General features: G+C 45.7%; 8 protein-coding genes. 2 read left to right on the forward strand and 6 right to left on the reverse strand.

All coding sequences use genetic code 11. The annotated features are described in order from the left end of the window. Position 1: 1 nt before the first annotated feature. Together EYS00_RS16625 and EYS00_RS16630 are read right to left on the reverse strand one after the other, a co-directional pair. The gene (locus tag EYS00_RS16625; protein WP_130638612.1) at positions 2-418 is read right to left on the reverse strand and encodes a DUF3019 domain-containing protein; all 417 of its coding nucleotides are present in this window, start codon (positions 416-418) and stop codon (positions 2-4) included. A gap of 11 nt (positions 419-429) precedes the next feature. Further along, complete coding sequence (locus EYS00_RS16630; protein WP_130638614.1) at positions 430-1275, reverse strand: MipA/OmpV family protein; 846 nt, start codon at positions 1273-1275, stop codon at positions 430-432. A gap of 280 nt (positions 1276-1555) precedes the next feature. Between EYS00_RS16630 and EYS00_RS16635 the strand changes: the two genes are divergently transcribed. Next, positions 1556-6730, forward strand: coding sequence for a S8 family serine peptidase (locus EYS00_RS16635; RefSeq protein ID WP_130638616.1), 5175 nt, complete (start codon positions 1556-1558; stop codon positions 6728-6730). A 91-nt stretch (positions 6731-6821) separates the two neighbouring features. On the opposite strand, the gene recD is transcribed toward EYS00_RS16635, so the two are convergent. Genes recD through recC form a run of 3 tightly spaced genes read right to left on the reverse strand, consistent with a single transcriptional unit; the run spans position 6822 to position 15654 of the window. Further along, positions 6822-8702, reverse strand: coding sequence for an exodeoxyribonuclease V subunit alpha (recD, locus tag EYS00_RS16640; protein WP_130638618.1), 1881 nt, complete (start codon positions 8700-8702; stop codon positions 6822-6824). Continuing rightward, positions 8699-12370 carry an exodeoxyribonuclease V subunit beta gene (gene recB, locus EYS00_RS16645; protein ID WP_130638620.1) on the reverse strand — a complete coding sequence of 1224 codons (3672 nt, stop codon included), beginning with the start codon at positions 12368-12370 and terminating at the stop codon, positions 8699-8701. The genes recD and recB overlap by 4 nt, the downstream gene beginning before the upstream one ends. Continuing rightward, positions 12367-15654, reverse strand: a complete 3288-nt coding sequence (gene recC / locus EYS00_RS16650; RefSeq protein WP_165399413.1) for an exodeoxyribonuclease V subunit gamma — start codon at positions 15652-15654, stop codon at positions 12367-12369. Before recC ends, recB begins: the two co-directional genes overlap by 4 nt. Positions 15655-16122: 468 nt before the next feature. Between recC and EYS00_RS16655 the strand changes: the two genes are divergently transcribed. Then, positions 16123-16776, forward strand: coding sequence for a dUTP diphosphatase (locus EYS00_RS16655; RefSeq protein ID WP_130638624.1), 654 nt, complete (start codon positions 16123-16125; stop codon positions 16774-16776). Between the two features lie 60 nt (positions 16777-16836). On the opposite strand, the gene EYS00_RS16660 is transcribed toward EYS00_RS16655, so the two are convergent. Further along, positions 16837-18510, reverse strand: a complete 1674-nt coding sequence (locus tag EYS00_RS16660) for an AMP-binding protein (RefSeq protein WP_130638626.1) — start codon at positions 18508-18510, stop codon at positions 16837-16839. Between the last annotated feature and the right edge of the window lie 219 nt (positions 18511-18729).

An 18729-nucleotide genomic window follows, 5' to 3' on the forward strand; every position in this document is an offset into this window, starting at 1 on the left:
ACTACAAACCTAAACCATATCTTCTGCGTTTTCGAGTTTGGGCTGGTTGAAAAACGGCAACGCGAAAATCAACAGCTGCAACCTCTAGCTCCCCTTCCGCCAGGTAGAACCGCTGATTTTCATTCACTAGCTGTTGTGCCAATTTGGTCTCTGAATCAGACACCATTCCACACCACAGAGGCTCGTTGCACTCCTCCTTGTATAAGCAAACTTGAGCAATGGAGGGTTCTAGTGCAGAAACAAAGATAGAGACATCACAGTATTCACCAAATTCTTTAACTTCGCAGATCTGCGGCTTTATCGAGAGCATGTATTTAGCGACTGACTGGGTGCTAAACCAACTCTGCTCTTGCGCCCAAACCTGGGCGCTAATAAACGCAAATGTAGCGATGGCGATATTACGTGTGATGTATCGCATTCTCTTCCTTGCTATAAATAGTATTCAATGCCCAGGAAATATGAAGCGACACCCTTATTATTAATCAGAGGGCTGTTGGATATCACATCATCTAAATAGGTGTGTTTATAGGTGAACAAATAGTTCCAATTGTCATTAATAGTGCGTCGCATAGAGAGAAAAACACTGAAGTTAATCGCTTCTGAGGCTGGCGTGTAACCGTCAAAAACATATCCCAGTTCGTTTTCGTTAACTCGGTAATAATAGTCTACGAGGCGTCCACTCTTTCTAGTGACTAGGGCTTCTAATGCAATTTGCCAATCATCCCAGTGCCACGAGCGGTAGACACTCACCTCTGCTTCGTTACCACCATGTACACCAGTAACATCGGAAAACCATCGAAAAGACACGTCTATACTGTCTTGCGTAAAGGTCATTGCTCCACCGGCAAGATACGAAACGTCACGTTCCACTGGTAATGGATTTGGTGGTTGTCGATAAAATTCACCATTAAATCCAAGTGCAGCAAGCAAATCAGGGTCTTGTTGGTAGAAATAAATGCCATCTAAGTTGAAGCGACTAGCAAGATCAATAACTACTTCATCAGATTCCAGCAAGGCGTATCCTAAAGACAAGTTCTCGATAAAGAAACGCTCACCGTAATACGCAAATGTTGGCAACACATACAAGTCGATCTCGCTAGCGTCGACAATTGGATTATCTATTTGGCCATAGCCTAACGCTGCACCAATACGCCATTCCCCGACAGTATTGTGAGTAGTTGAATAAGAATAATTAGATGAACTAGCAAAGGATGTATTGGACGTAACTATCAATATGCAAAAAATGAAAAGAACGCTCGGAAGACGGGAAAACAAACTAAAATCTCATTAAACTTAAACTGCAGTAGCTGCGTAAATAGTATCAACCCATGTTGTAAATTTCTATAAAGCACAAGCCCCTCGCCATCAATTCGAACAACTTCGAACAATTCTCTTCTGCAGCCCCCATTCGCTCGTTTTACGAACAAATTCGAACAATTAAGTACTGATTTGACTGAAATATTTCGTGATATACCAAAAAAGCCTGGTCGAAAAACAAGCCTCAATACTAAGTGGCAACGACCAGCAGGGAACATCTATAACAAAGGTATATACCATGAAAATAAAAACAGTAGTTTCAGCTACCGCAGCCATATTGTATGGCATGGGAACCGCTGCGGCTGCTCTAGACGCCTCGCACACACCCAGTGGTGTGCTCAAAGGCTTAGAGCTTCCACCAGAGGTTCTAGACAGGATCCAGAAGCCACAAAGAGAGAACAGTCAGGAAATGTCCGCGGCAGCACGGTACATTGACTCCCAAAAGGTTAACCGCCAAATCATGGGCGGTAAACCTCGTCAAAAGTTCATTCCTGAAGAGGGTATTGTAGGTGAACAAACCTACATTGTGCGATTGAAAGACGCTCCAGTCGCTACTTACGACGGAAGGCTCGCCACTTACGCTGCGACCAATGTGATGGCAGCTTCTTCTGGCTATGGTAACGAAAGTAGCGTCAAATTATTCAGCCCTGAAAACGCCAATTTAACCGCGGTAGAAGCTTACAAAGAGTACTTGTATTCCAAACAAGAGGTTGTGGTTACGAAAGCTGAATCTCTGGGGGTTACTCTTGATATTCGCGAGCAATACACAAACGCTATTAACGCATTCTCAGTACGTTTAACCCAAAGTGAAGCGCAAAGCTTGGCAAGCCTTCCCGATGTAGTGCAGATTACTCGCTCAACAAACAAGCAATTATTTACCGATGTGGGTCCAGGTCACATCGGCGCGGATAAAGTATGGTCTGGTGACGTTACCAGTGGTGTGCCATACAAAGGCGAAGGCATGGTTATTGGTATCATAGATACCGGTGTTAACACAGACCATGCATCATTTGCTGAAGTTGCTGAAGACGGTTATGTGCATATTAATCCTTGGGGCGACGGCATTTATGCAGGTGACTGTTTGCTCGACGGCTTCGAATCAATGTGTAACAACAAACTCATTGGTGTTCGTTCTTATGAAGTGATCACTGATATCTATAACGCAGACGAGTTCCAAGACCCTAACAAAGCACCATGGGATCCAAATGAACTAATTGCACCTCAAGTAGGTGAAGACTTTAATGGTCACGGATCTCACGTTGCAGGTACTGCTGCGGGTAACCCAATTGCTAACCAACCCATCTTAGTTGCTTACCCTGGTGAACCTGACGGTGTGGCAATAGATCATGAATTCCCAATGGTCTCTGGTGTCGCACCACGAGCTAACATAGTTTCATACAGCGTCTGTTACCCAGCAAACTACTCAGTAGAATACCAAGGGTGTCCTGACGAAGCGATTCTTGCCTCTATCGACGATGCTATTGAAGATGGCGTTGATGCGATTAACTTCTCTATCGGTGGTGGTGAGCCATACCCATGGGAAGACCCCACAGAACTGGCATTCCTTGCCGCTCGTGATGCAGGTATCAATGTTGCTGTCGCTGCGGGTAATTCAGGTTTCTATAACATTGGTCACACTGCACCATGGACAAACGTAGTTGCCGCCACTATTCACGGTCGTGAAGTTGCGGTTGAGGGAAAAGTTGTTGAAGGTTTCTCTGGTGGTGATACTGCACCTCCGTATACCCTCTCAGCGCAGGGGATTTCAGATGCTTACACTGGCCCTATTGTAGATGCAGCGGCTTTTGGCGACGGTGCCTGTTTAACGCCATTCCCCGAAGGCACTTTTGACGGCGAAATCGTTGTTTGTGCCCGTGGTGATATTGCCCGTGTAGCAAAAGCTGAAAACGTACTTGCCGGTGGTGCGGGTGGATTCATCCTGTACAACACTGTATCTTGGGGTGACAATGGCGAAGGTGACTTGTTTAACGACGCTTATCCTCTACCCGGCGCTCACATAGATCAGTACAGTGGTTATCAACTGACGAACTGGTTGGCGACAGGTACAGATCACGTAGCAACTATTACGGCATCTACGATTAGTGTTTCAACCAATGAAGCAATCATCGATTCCGTTGCAGACTTCTCGTCTCGTGGTCCATCAAGAACCCACTCACACCACTTTGCTCCTAGCATTGGTGCGCCGGGCGTCGATATTTACGCGCCATACGCTGATGAACTGCCATTTATCGACAACAATGGTTCAAAAGACTGGGCATTCTTGGGTGGTACCTCAATGGCTAGCCCACACGTTGCTGGTGCGCTAGCGCTGATTCAGCAAGCAAACCCAGACTGGACTCCATCTGAAATTCAATCTGCAATTCAAATGACTGCAATGCAGGCCTTTACGCTTCCAGATTGGACGGGGGTTCGCAGCGAAGCGGGTCACTACGATTCAGGCTCAGGCATTATCAATGTTGCTGATGCACTGGCTACTGGTCTAATCATGGATGAGACCGTTGAAGGATTTACCGGCGCTAACCCTCGCAATGGTGGTGATCCGCGCAACTTGAACTTGCCTCAAGTGCTAGACATGAACTGTGAGCAAACCTGTAACTGGGTGCGTACAGTTAAGGCGACAAGAGATGCGACGTGGACAGTTTCAGCCGAAACTGGCGAGTACAGTGTTAAACTTCGCGCCTACCCTGAAACCTTTACCCTAAAAGCGGGCGAAATTCAGACCATTCTCATTCAAGGTGAAATCCTTGATAGTCAAACCAGAATGGGTAACTCGGAACTAGAAGTTCACGGTGAAATCACCCTAACGCCAGACAATACAGATATCCCTGAGGTTCATTGGCCGGCGGCAATGCGATTTGACCACGGCGATTTACCAGAAGCTATTAACATTATTGCCCACCGCAACGATGGTAAACAGACCATTGGTAACTTGGTTACGTCGCCTATTGCAGAGTTTACTTCACGTGTTTACGCACCAGTAGCAGCGACAGTTGAAACTTTCACTATTCCTCAAGATGACGACCAGTGGTCACCTATCAATGACGGCTTAGTAGAAGACAGCGACCATGTTATTTGGTTAGACGTTGAAGAAGGTTCGACTCGCCTTATCGCTGAAGTACTTAGCCATGTAGATTCTACGGCGAGCCAAGCCTATGAAGAAGGTGTAGCCGGTATGTTAGTTGGTTACGATATGGATGGCGATGGTGAAGTAGACCCTCAAGATGAAGCGATTTGTTGGTCGAACGCAGCGTATGAAAGTAACTGGTGTAACATCAATAACCCAGATGCTGGTAAGTATTGGGTGCTTGTCCATAACTTCCCTAACTACATGCATGAGCGAGTTGAAGATACTTATGAAGTGGCTTATGCAGTGGTAACTGGCGAAGCAGCGGGTGCTGAGCTTACTGCCACTGGCCCGGCGATGTCTGATGGCCTAACACCATATACATTTGACGTGAACTGGGATATGCCAGAACTTGAAAAAGGCGACCTATATTACGCTGCGCTAGATATTGGTACGGATGCAGGCAACCCAGGAAACCTTGGTTTTATTCCTGTGCGTTTAGAACGCGGAGAGAATGAAATCTCTGTTGTGGGTTCACAAACACAAGCCCGTGCAGGTGATATTGTTAATGTTGAACTTAGCGTACTATCTAACCAAACTGGTGGTGAGCGCGTGTTTGACATTAGCACGATACTGCCTGAGCACGTAACACTGATCCCTAACAGCGTTTACACACGGTCTAACTACGATTACACCGTAGTGGAAGACGGCAATAGCATTACCGTATCCGGTACGCAGCTTAACTCTGCGGAATGGGCTCATGACTATGTAGTCACAACCAATGTCGAAGATCCCTATTGTGATACACCTACCTTTACAGGTCATGACGGTGGTTACCTCAACCTAGAAGATCATGGTATCAATCCTGAATATGGCGCTGGTGGACATTATTCTGAGAATTTTGTATTACCGTTCAATTATCTTTGGTACGGCGACGTAGAATATGCGCTATACAACAACTATGAGTATGCAGCGACTGACTTCCTAGAAATTAGTCCTATGGGTTATGTCAAGCTTGATAGCCTGCCATTGTTCTGGTCGATTCACTTACCATTCCCTTATTACAGCTTCCCAGACCAACTGATTGGTGTAATGTGGAAGGGTGATTTCTTTGCTTCTCAAGTCATGGGTACTCCCTATGAATATGACGAGGAAAAAGAAAGAGTTAATGGTATTTCCGTTGCGACGTTAGACAATACAGTGATCATCGAGTGGGATGGTGCACGCACTGAAACCTACGGCGGTTTTAACTGGGAAACTGGCGAGACCTTGTGGCTGAACAATTTTGATGACTCATATGACTTTGAGTTGTTCTTGGATGTTAGCAAGCCTGGTCATGGTAAAGGTGACTATGAGCTTGTGATGGCCTACGACAATGTTGATTTTGGTTCTTCAAATGGACAAGGTTCAATTGGTCTTCAAGGTTACAGTGGTGCTCGCGGATACTTCTCACCTATCTACGGCTACCTAGGTACAGAATATGCGTACGACAACCTACCGAACCACGTTGAAAGCGGTACCATCATTTGTTACGACTATGTGGGTCCAGATTCAACTAAGTTTGACGTTGGCTTCCAAGTACGTGTTAACGAAGGTTCAATCGGTGAAACCATCGCTATTCAATTCGATAATGTTATCGAAGGCATGAACGATGCGTCAGTTACTTACGAAATCTCTGTACCTAGCTCAATCAACGTGGGGGCGATCAACAACCAAACAGTTGCTGAAGACACGACACTCGAGGGTATCATGGTTGCGTATTCTGACAGTGATTCAGGTGCTAACACCATTACGGTGACTGGCGAGAATATCACTGCTGAAGTTCATGGCCACGATGCGGGTTCGATGATTGACATCACACCAGATGCGGATTTTAGTGGCGAAACTGAAGTTACCGTAACGGTCACTGACAACCTTTACACTAACGATTCGGCATCAACGAGTTTCCTGCTGACCGTTACTGCGATGGACGATGCACCTGTGGCAATGGCTACGGCGTCTAACATCAACGAAGGTCAATTAGCAACGCTAGACGGTTCCGAGAGCCACGATATGGACGGTGACAGCTTAACTTACAGTTGGTCTGGCCCGGGAGATATTGCTGATGTAAATGCAGCAAGTACTTCAGTGTCAGGTCTTTCGGTTGGTTCTCACACCTTCACGCTAACAGTTAGCGATGGTGTGCATGAGTCAACAAGCGAAGTATCAGTGACTGTGAGTGCAGTAGTTGAATCTTCAGACTCTGACAATAGCAGCGGTGGTGGCTCAACAGGCCCAATGCTACTCCTTTTGGCACTGAGCTTATTAGTCATGCGTCGTAGACAGTAGTCTGCCAATATTCGTGCACTTCACCCTGGGATTGCACGATAATGCAAAAGCCGTATTCTGTTTGCGACTCTGGCATAAGAATACGGCTTTTTTATGTATGTGATTCACAGATTGCATCTGAAAGACCAGAAAAACGTTGCGCTTTCGTACTAACCATTCTTTTAAAAGTGTGCAGTTGGGAAATGATCAAACAACCTCGCTTTGCTCGAGTAAGGCCAGTATACAAAATACCGCGATGCCCAACCGAAGACGCGACTTCGTCAGCGAGTTCAGGTAAAAACATAACTACCTGCTCAAATTCAGAACCCTGAGACTTGTGAATTGTCATTGCATATACCGTTTCCACGTTGGGAAGGCGCGCTAAAGATACACTGCGTAATCCTCCATCATCACCCTCAAACCATGCCTTAAGTACACCTGTTTTATCTGGCCAAATGACTCCCACCTCACCATTTGACAGCCGTTGAGCATGATTATTTTTAGTCACCATTATCGGACGACCACGATAAAACCCATTCTCAGGTGTGCGGGAATTGACTGACAGCGAGCGCTCTATCAATCGGTTTAGTCCTTCAACGCCAAGGGTACCTTTGCGGATTGGTGTTAACCACCTTACCTGAGCCAGAACGTCAAGCGCTTCCTGTGGATTTTTAGCACTCCTCAAAGGTTGGAAACTTTCCCTCGCCACCCCCTGCAAACGCTCAATGTCAACGTCAATGTCGTTTGCCATAAAGACCGAATCACCGGGAAGCGTCAATCGAGGCGATTCAATGTTGTTCAACAAAGCGCTTGCAGCGTCATCATTACCTTGTTGAATTTCCGTCGCTAGCGCTGCAAGTGCCCCCTTAAATCGCTGAGCCGCTACCAGGGTATGCAGCCATGGTTGGGCGTTTTCGTTAACAGGCAATTTCGGTAAGTGTGGGCAAAGCTGACCGACCCAATTTACGAGTGGGCTAGGAGCAGCACCGGTGACATTGTCATCAATCGCAAGTTGCTCCAATACGTTGCCCGTTTCTACTGCGGGTAACTGGTCAGCATCACCAATAAGATAAAGACGTCCATGTTCGGGCATAGCACGCATTAGCCTAGCCATCAATGCAAGGTCTATCATGGACGCTTCATCAACAATGAGTACATCTAGCGATAATTTTTGGTGGTTGCTATACCGTGTATCAATGGTGTGTTCTCTGACACCGAGGAGGCTATGAATCGTACTCGCTTGAGTGGGGATACTGTCCTTCAAAGCGTCCGGTATCTTATTCTCCAATGCTGACAAACTCTTTGAAATAGACTCAGTCATCCTTTGTTGTGCTTTACCGGTAGGTGCAGCTAGCACAATGTTTTTGGGTGAGCCATTGATACTTTGCAGAGCTAGCAGTAAACGAGTTACGGTGTAAGTTTTTCCGGTACCTGGTCCACCATTAATTACGCTAAATTTCTGGGTGACGCTTTTTGCTACCGCCACTTGCTGCCAGTCTTGCTCATTAACCTCTTCCACTGGAAACATGGCAGGCCAGCACTTAGCTAGAGCGTTTATTTGATTATCAGATAGAGGTTGAGGCTGAGTATTAGCACTTATGTATGATGCAACCTCTTGTTCGAACTGCCAGTAACGCTGGGTATACAAACGCTTACCATCAAACTTCAATAAGGGGGTAAGCCGAGGGTCACTGGTGGCCAATTGTGACACTTGTTGTAAAACAGAAAGTGATGGAAAGGTCTCACTCAGTTTTGCTTCATTCGTTTTATTCTCAACTGAGGGCGACAACACCTGGGTATTGGCAAGTTCAGCTAGGACAACACAACTGTGTCCTTGACGCTGGAAATACGACAAGGCAATGAGTAGCTGATACCAAACGTTAGCCTTGCCTTCAGGCAACGAACAAACCTCGCTCACTGCATCAGCAAAATGAATATCGATACTGGCGACTTTGGGAGCTTCATTGTTTTCGCTACGACTACCTGCGCTCATACTTGCCCCTCCTTAGTTGATACATTCGATGTTGATGTATCTGAGGCGTCAGAGAAAATCGCGCTCAGTTGCTGCAATTCCTGTGTGGTTATTTTGGAAAAATACACACCTTCACTTTGCGTATTTTCTGGGTGCATACCCCGTAAATACAAGTAGTACACACCGCCAAAATGTATCTCTGGATCGTAGTCGGGTAAACGCTTAGCTAAATATCGATGTAGCGCCAAGCTGTATATCAGGTACTGCAAGTCATAAAGGTGTGACTGCAGGTCTTTCGCGACAGAGAGACGGTCATAATCGACTAAAGCATCGCCTAGCCAGGTAGATTTGTAGTCGGACACGTAGAATTTACCTTCGTACTCAAATATCAGATCGATGAATCCATGCATCATACCCTCCATGTTGGAAGCATAACTTGTGGGGACTGCAACAGAATCGGTACCAAGGATGCCGTTTTTCCGATGTTTAATGAGTAAATTGGCTAACTTTCCCCACTGAGTATGTTCCATAGGAAAATAAAATTCAGCCTCTCGCAACGTCTGTTTATGCTCAAGTGCCGCCAAACATAATTCGGGATCTTGTTTGGATAACGGTGAATCAAGTACCTGTGCTAACCATTCATATAACAGCGGTTTTTGGTCATCACCTACACCGTATTTCAATGCAATTGGATCACAAGATTCAGCCCAATTAGGCTGTGAAAAATCTAATTGCTCAAGGCTATCGTGGAGCAAGTTACCTGAGTTTGCCCCTTTTTCTAAAGTAAATCTCAAGGGTAATGCCGTTTCTTCGTTATCAGCTAATTCAGAACCTATATCATCCTCTGTCGTTGGGTAACTCTCAGACGCTCTGGCTTGTTGATCAACGACATGCGCTGTACTGTTCGACGCTGTTTGCTTAGACAGTGCGGTAAATGAATACAAACGCCATGCTTCTTCTGCTTTGCCTGCAAACTTACTCAAACTTAATGTTGGTAATTGAGGCTCTGCCAGGTTACTCGAAACATGGATCGGCTCTTGAGTTAAGCCATCTGGCTCCACTGTGATACAACAACTAAAAGCATCTGGCTCTTTGGCTATGCTCTCCAATGAGTTTTGCCAGCCCCCGTCATCTGATGACGAAGCCACTCCCAAGGCTCTCGCTAACGCACTTTGTTCATTGTCTTTAAACTCAGCCACTCCCATATAGCATCGGTGGGCAGCACGAGTAACGGCTACATAGCACAAACGTGTATCTTCAGCGTGACTTTCGGCTCTCAAACGAGCGACAGCACATTCACTGTAACCAAGCTGTAAGGTTAATTGTTGCGAAGATTCATCGTAATAGCTCATGACATTAGCGTAGCTGTTACCCACCTTTGCAGGATCTTTATAGCCACTGGCGAAAGGCACAAACACGATGGGGTACTCCAACCCCTTTGAACCGTGTTGGGTCACAATGCGAATGAGTTGATTATCACTTTCTAAGCGTAACGTCATCTCCTCGTCGGCTTGCGGAGAGTTTATTTGACGGTAAAGCCACACCAATAGTTGCTCTGGGCGTTTGTGCACAATTGCGGCCTGCTCTAGCACTTCCGCCAAATGAAGATAATTGGTCAGTGCTCGTTCAGTTTGGCTACTAGTGGGGGTGTAGTGTTGTTGCAGTAACTCCAATACCACCGCCATACAACCTTTCTGCTGCCAAAGTACCCGCATCTGTGACACAACATTCATGACCTCATCCCACTGCCCTTCATCATCGTGATATAGCAATGAAACCAGTTTTCTGGGCGATATGCCCCATAAGGGACTCACTAAGCTTGCCGAGACTTTTCTTCCGTCGTCTAAATGCCATATACCATCAAGCACGCTGAACAGATCCCTTGCTTGAGAACTGGTGAAGAGGTTGTTTCTGTCACTCAAAAATACCGAGGTTAAGCCTTGCTCTTCTAGCACAGCTTTTATCACTGAGGCTTCATTGCGATTTTTTACCAAGATAGCGATATCTGAGGGTTTAATTGATGCCTCACCCAAAGTAGCTTTGCTAAACAGTCTGTGTATCTCGTTACCTATCCACTGACTTATCTGACGCTGCATGGTTTGCGCGTTTGGCTTATCTTCATTAGCAGGCAACCAAACATAGTTCATGGCGCTACGGTTGGACTCTGGGTCAGATAACGGTGTGTTGGCTGCCTTAGCGTAAGGTGTAGACTCAACGGGTAAATAGTTAATCCCAAAACCAAACACTTCTGTCCCAGTTTCTGATAGTGGGGTACCGTAAAAAAGCCGATTGTAGGCACCAACCATTCCCTCAACAGAGCGCCAATTTGTATTCATTACCCAACGAAAATCAGCGTCATTTCCGGCTCTAAGATAGGTAAAAATATCACCGCCTCTGAATCGATAAATGGCCTGTTTGGGATCACCTATCATCATCAAGGCAGTATCTATACTTCCCTTTTCGTAAACCGTATTGAGAATGGTATATTGATCAGCATCGGTGTCTTGAAACTCGTCGATTAGTGCCACCGGATAGGCTTGTCTTAGAGCCGAAACGATTGATGTATCTGGCTTGGAAATTTCATTCGCCAGTAAGCGAATAAGATCGTCAAAATCCATGATTCCAAGACGTTGCTTCTGCGAAGCTACACTTTGCTGAATATAATCAATCCCACCGTTTACCAAAGTGAGGGCAGGTAAACTCTCAAGGGCTTTTTGCTTACGCGCGGTTAAGTCAGCGACTGATTTTTTAATCTTAGCCACAAGGGATTTTAGATCATCAAATAAGGGGACCAAGGGTTTTACTGCAGCTCCTTTATATCGCCCCCCGTGATAAAAAGCCGTTGCTGTTTTATCTAACGGTGTTAATGATTTTAGCGATAGCCACTCTAGAATAGCTGCCCATTCCTGCGTTCTTTTTTGCTCGTCTTTGTGCCCGAAAACCACACCACTGAGTATGGCTTGCTCGTTATTGAGTAAGCCTTGTCGAGTTGACTCAAATTCATTTGCCAGTGATTGAGTTAAACGGGCGATAGCCGCTTCATACTCTGCCTCGAGCGTGGGCTCGTCCATCAATTTTCTCATTTGAGATTGTCGACAGGCGCTACCAAAACTATCGAGTAGACCTTGAGGCACATGCCAACCATGCTCGGCAAGAGTCAAAAATGCGTCTGACTCGTTGCGCAGCTTTCTGAGCCAATCTTCAGCAGCGGTCAGGTATAGATCACTGGTATCTGTCTCCAGATTGAGCGACATGGCAAACCCGCTCTTAAATGCCAGTTGGGCTATAACCTGCTGACAGAACCCGTGAATGGTATATACCGACGCCTCATCTAACTCAAGTTGGGCAGCCTTGAGTAGCGCTAACCCTTCCTGCGTGTCACTCGCCTCAAAGACCTGTTTAAACACGGGATCGGCATCAATTGGCAACGCTCCATTTTGTTGCACTGCCTGCTCCCACAAGGGTGTTATTTCACGGAGTGTCTCACCAATTCTGCTACGGATTTCCTCGGTAGCTGCACGAGTAAAAGTCATCACCAGGATTTCTTTTACTGAGAGCTTTTTCTCCAACAGTAACCGTAGGTAGATCCGAGTAATATTGTAAGTCTTTCCCGTCCCTGCACTTGCTTCAATAAGGTGTCTGCCTTGTAGTGGCATAAGGGTAACGTCAAGATGGTTATTTGAACTCATAGTTTCACCACCTTCTTAATACTGGCCACGTGGCTCAACAGCGTGAATATCGGAGCATGATTTATATGCTCCATCGAGATACCACTGGGCAGTAACCAGGATAAATAGGGGTTATCGTTGGCAATGTTTGCCGATTGATTTGACTGAGTTTGCCAATTCGCTAGATCAGCATAGGCCTGAGCCGTATCGAGATACTCAAACACATCGTTTTTACCGGCTTTTTTCACTAACTCGGTAATAAGGCTGAGATAGATGGGCGTTGGACAGCGATGCAATTGACTGAAAAGTTCCTCGACAATAGACAACATATCTTTTGCAATTTGAGGCTCAACAGGCGCGTAGCGCGCCACTTTGATGTTGTACTCTCCTTTTTCCCAAACCGGGAAGAAAACGTCAAGTGGCTGTTGAATGCCACTGGCACAAAAACACAATTGAGACAGGTAAAAGGCGAAACCTCGCTTATCACTAATTGCGGTGGGGCAAAGATTGATTGTTGAATCATCAGCCAACCACCCCACTCCCTGTATCTGAAATTGTTCACCCTGCCAGCTAACTTGGGTTAGCTCCTGTGGTAAATCGCCGATGGCCTCGTGCAGAGCAGTTGTTGCCTCTTTCCACACGCCCGTAGTGACTTCGGTAGCAGGTGTCTGTGGAATATCACCGCGCATGGTAGCTAGCTCAATGGCATCAAAGCTGGCGTTATGTTGCACTGGGCCAACAACATCATCAATAAGTGCGTCAACCACCTGATATCGCACCAGGCTGTTAACATCAAACGGTTCGCTACTGTCTAACTCGATATGAGGTTGTGTTAGGTAAACCCCTAACACATTTCGGCCAAAGTAACTCAAAGGGTCATTGAATGCATTCGCGATGTCTGAGACTTGATACACATCATTCAATACCACTGTTTCGATCTCGTCCAATGATTCACTTGTGCCCATTTGATGTCGCATTGACTCAGTTAAGCGCAACCATCCTGCTTCGTAACTTGGTATTGGCCTGGTAAAATTTCCCTCACTAAAAGGATGTAACGGGGCCTGTGTAACAAGTGTTGACTTCAAAAGACCATAACCGTTAATTAAAACGTCTAGTAGCTCACCAAGCACCAGGCTTGTTTGGCGTTCATTGTTGTTTCGAACGTCATTACCCTGATAGCTCAGATAAATGCTGTCACGAGCAGATATCAATGCCTCTAAAAACAAGTATCTGTCTTCCAAGCGCCGAGATCTGTCGCCAATTTTACGGGAAGACTGGGCCATCAGATCGAGTCCCATGGGTGTGGATTGACGAGGGAACTCTCCGTCGTTAAGACCAAGAATACAGACTTTTTTGAAGGGTATGCTTCTCATCGGCAACATTGAACATACAGTCACTTGACCTGTCATAAAGTGGTTGCCCGCATCCGGCGACGAAAAACGATTGAGTAACAACATACGCACTTGGCTTAATTGCAGTTCGCTGGTGTAGCCTGCTTCCTCACAGCGCAGTTCAAGATCTGCACATACATTAGTGAGCATATCCCAGGTGGATTGTTCTTTTACGTCCGCATCGAAACACGTATTCAGCAAATCGACTAAACACCTGTGCCACTCTGATGCAGTTCGATTTTGGTTAAGTAACCTCGCTTGCTGTTGTAGGGCACTCACTAGGTCAATGAGTTTGCCTAGCACGAGCGTATTTTGGCCTTCTACATCGGGAACTGTGAGTAGCCCATTCACTAAGGTTTCACTGTCGGTAGCAGCCATACCTAAAAGAAGGCGCTTGAGTCCCCACCACCAAGTGTAGGTATCTTGAATACTAGTATCTTCAGTCTCGGACATTAACGCTTTATGATGTGCGTCCAATCCCCAATGCACATGGGCTTTGTGTAACCATACGGTCATCTGCGCCACATCATCTTGGGTAAACTCAAATTTGCGCTGAACTGCGGGTAACTGAAGATAATCGACAATATCTACCACCCCAAAACGACTATCCGGTAACGAAAGTAAGCTTATAAACGCAGACACAATAGGATTGGCATCAAGTGGACTCCTATCGGCAATTGAACAGGGTAAGCGCGGAACCTCTCGCGTAGGCGCAAATGTACCCACACGCTGAAAAATACTATCGACGAAAGGCGCGTAGTTCTCAATAGCCGGACACATCACCAAAATATCGGACGGCGAACGGTCTGGGTCTTGTGACAACCAATGTAGTAAATGATCGTGTAGTAGTTGCACTTCTCTCAGAGCAGAATGGGCAGAGACTATAGTTAGACTATCGTCAGCATTTACCGGGGCATCCGATAACTCTCCATGCAAAATATCGATTTGTATTCTCTGGAGTAGGGTGTTCGACGTGTGCTCCTCATCAAGCGGGGGAATGTCAAATGCGCTCACTTCGAAGGTGTTGAGTTCGGTAAGCAAGTTGAAAAGCTCCCGCCCTTGCTTACCAAGGTTTCCAAGTAACGGATGACTTTGTGCTTCACTCATCCATTTTTCTATACCCTGTTCTCTGAGAACCCGGGCCTGCTCACCTCGGCTTTTGGCATCTCCCCAATAGTTCACACTAGGGTTAAGATGAAAAATATGTATATCAATATGCGTGGATAATGCGTCAAGTAGCTGAACAAATTGGGGCGCCATTGTGTTTATCGCAAATACAATAACACTTGAGGGCAGCCCTTCAGGGACAGTGCCTTGCTGTAGACTTGAAAGCGCAGACTTTAAAAGTCCTGCAGGGTGCAGTGGGTTTTGGCTGACGAGCTCTCGCCAAAGTTCACCTTGCCAAGGTTCCATGGAGTTTTGCACACTTAGCGACTCACCCGCTTCCCATGCCAATAGCCACTCAGGCCGATACATTAAGTATTGTTCGTACACGTCGGCCATCGCAGTTGAGAACTGCAAGCGCTGTACACCCCGCTCTTGAGAGTTCTCGATTGTCTGCCAGTATGCATTTACCTCGCTAAACTCTGGCTTGTTTTGAATATCGGAGCGCTGAATAAGCTCATCGATACGCCAAGTGAGGATTTCTCGTCGATAGGGTGACTGACGCGGAATGGTGTCTTCTCCAAGAATAGCTCGGGCGGCATTCCACATAAATCTAACAGGCAGAGGAAAATCAAGGTTCATGGCCACGCCATGATGTTTTGCAAGTTCCATATTCACCCAGTGCTGCATTCCCGGGCTTTCAACCAGTATGGTTTGGGATTCAAAGATACTGCTCTGTTGCTGCTCAAGCAAAGTGGCGAGTAGAAAACTAAGGTGCTCAATTTTGTTCGACGGATACAGAGCCAGCAATTCGAATACATCCCTGATAAATATGACGAGATTAGTCTAACAAAAACAGTGATAGAAAAGATAAAAGTTTGGGAATTGTTGGTGGGATAGGATAAAAAAACCCATGTTGGCCTCAGGACACGAAAAACCAACATGGGTAAGGTTTACGGGCTAAACAATAACAACCTTAGCTAGCGTTGCCTGGCACTAGTTTGGGTTAACGTTACGAAGTAGCACAGTTAACACTTATATCTTTAGCATGAGCAATGCCAAAATTTAAATTCATTAAAATCATAAACTTAGACAAAGTTAGCAAGAAAGGCATAAGTTATTTCGATAACGCATGGTGCAAATGCACCACTAAACAGCACAACTTCGATAAACAAAACAGTTCACGCTGTGCAGCCATTCCAGTAGACTTTCAACATTAACAGAAGCCAATGGCTTTCATCGATCAAATGTATAACAAACTTAACTGCAGGATTATCAATGCTTTCGACACAACAACTCGCCACAATGCTCTCGCTTCAAGACAAAATGAATACTAAAGTTAACCCCAGCTGGTTAACTGCTGGGTATGGTTATCTGCGTGCTGCCATGGTGGAATCGGTTGAAGCTATTGATCATCACGGTTGGAAATGGTGGAAAGCACAACAAAAAGACTTGCCTCAACTTCAAATGGAACTGGTTGATATTTGGCATTTTGCCCTCTCGGCAAGCATCATAGAATTCAACGGTGATATCTCAGCCTCAGCGTCTACCATTGCTGAAGCGCTTACTGCATCTTCACCTAAAGTGACATTCGACAATGTTGAATACAGCCCAACTGAGAGTTCGCTACTTGATAACCTTGAGCTTATGGCAGGTCTTTGCGCAGCAAAGCGTTTTAGCGTGCCATTGTTCATGGTCATAGTTGAGCAATCAGAAATGGATGCTAACGAGCTATATCGCCAATATGTCGGCAAGAATGTGCTGAACTTCTTTAGGCAAGACAATGGCTATAAAGAAGGCACTTATATTAAAATCTGGAACGGAAAAGAAGATAACGAGCATCTAGTAGAAGTGTTAGATGCGCTAGATATGGCGGATGATAGCTACAGCGATAAAGTTTACGAGGGACTGAGCGAGCGCTACCCATCATAATTAGTGACTTTGTAAAACATCGACCAGCGAAAATCGCTGGTCGAATGCTAACACTTTAATTTACGCGTTAACCCATACGAGTTCGTCTGAGTAGCTACCTTGGATAACCGACTCAAAACGTTCTTCCAGAACATGGCGTTTAACTTTGAGCGTTGGCGTAAGCAGGTCGTTTTCAATACTCCACTCATTACTCATTACCATTACTCTGTCCATCACTTGATGGCTCTCTAGCTTAGCATTGATGTCTTTGAACGTTGCAGTAAGACTGCTTTCAATCTCAGCTTTGTCTTGTTTTTGCGCTTCTTCACTCAACACCAATAATGCTATCGGCTGTGGTAAGTTGGTACCAGTAACACACACCTGCTCAACAATGGGGTTTTCCATAAATTGAGACTCGATGGGTGCAGGTGCAACATACTTTCCTTTGGCGGTTTTAAAAATGTCTTTCAGCCTACCAGTTATTTTGACGTAACCGTCACCATCGATAACACCTTTGTCTCCAGTGCGTAAGTAGCCGTCGTCAGTGAAAACTTCTTTGGTTTTTTCAGGCTCAAGGTAGTACTCCACCATGTTACATGGAGACTTAACCTGAATTTCTCCTTCCTCTGAAATACGGACATCAACGCCATCGTATGGCATACCGATACAACCAATTTTATCGTGTCTAAAAGGTACACTTCCCGTACCGTAGGCACTATTCTCAGTCATCCCCCACCCTTCAGAGATATATACGCCAATCTTCGCGAACCATTCGATAACAGCTGGCGCTAACGGCGCTGATCCACTTGCCCACAAACGAGAGTTATCAATACCAAGACCTTGACGAATTTTCTTAGCGATGAGCTTGTTGATAATTGGAATTTTAAGTAAAACATCGAGTTTGGACTGGGGCATTTTCGCCAACACCCCCATCTGGAACTTCGTCCATAAACGAGGAACTGATATGAACAAGCTAGGCTGACAATGAACAACATCTCTTTGGAAGGTTGTCAGCGCTTCAACGAAGTGAATCTTGCCACCGCTATAAAAACTTGCGAGTTCAACTAAAACACGCTCGGTAATGTGAGCTAGCGGCAGGTAGCTCATAATGCTATCTCCCTGCCCAACAGACAACTGATTTAACGAACGTTGCGCTGCCCAACAAATAGTATTAAACGTGTGCACCACACCCTTTGGTTGCCCTGTACTGCCCGAAGTGTAGATAATCGTCATGACATTGTTCATATCGGGCACAGGCGATTCAGTCATAGGTTCGCAATCTATAAACTGATCCCACTGCTGCTTGGTGTCAATGTTGGGATAAGGAAATGCCACCGTTTCATACGCTTTAGGAATAGCGGCAACTTGCTCAGCAGTATTGTCTAGCTTACCTACAAACAAGAGCTGCACGTCAGCATGCTCGAGTACATAACTCACCGTATCTGGGCCCGCGGTGGAGAATATTGGCACGGAAACATGTCCAGCCATCATGATTCCCAAGTCGGTGATGAACCACTCGGCACAGTTTTTTGAGAAAATACCAATCCGGCTCCCCTCAGGCAGCGCTAAGCTCTTGAGTTTATTTGCTACTTTACGTGCCAAATTGGCGACTTGCGCCCATGTATAATCGTGGTACTCGCCCGACACTGGCTGTGTAAGGTACAGATCGTTTCCACGAGTCGCTTCCCAGTGGTAAAGCATACTCAATGGCGATTTAATTACTTCCGTGCTGTTTACTGTCATATCTAGCGGCATAAGTCACTCGTATGTTTTTTAAAATGTAGCTCAAATTTACAAATCTTTCACAGCTACATAATAAGCCTTATTTTTTTAACGAAGACAAGCTTTTTTAAACGAACGTTTACATCGATCCGACGGGTAGACCATATAGTACGGTGAACATCGAAATTTCTTATACATATCAGTCAAGAACGCTAATACATCAAAGCACGAACTTTCGAACAATTTTGTACC

The organism is Alteromonas sp. KUL49, from assembly GCF_006538345.1.
Lineage (GTDB): Bacteria > Pseudomonadota > Gammaproteobacteria > Enterobacterales > Alteromonadaceae > Alteromonas.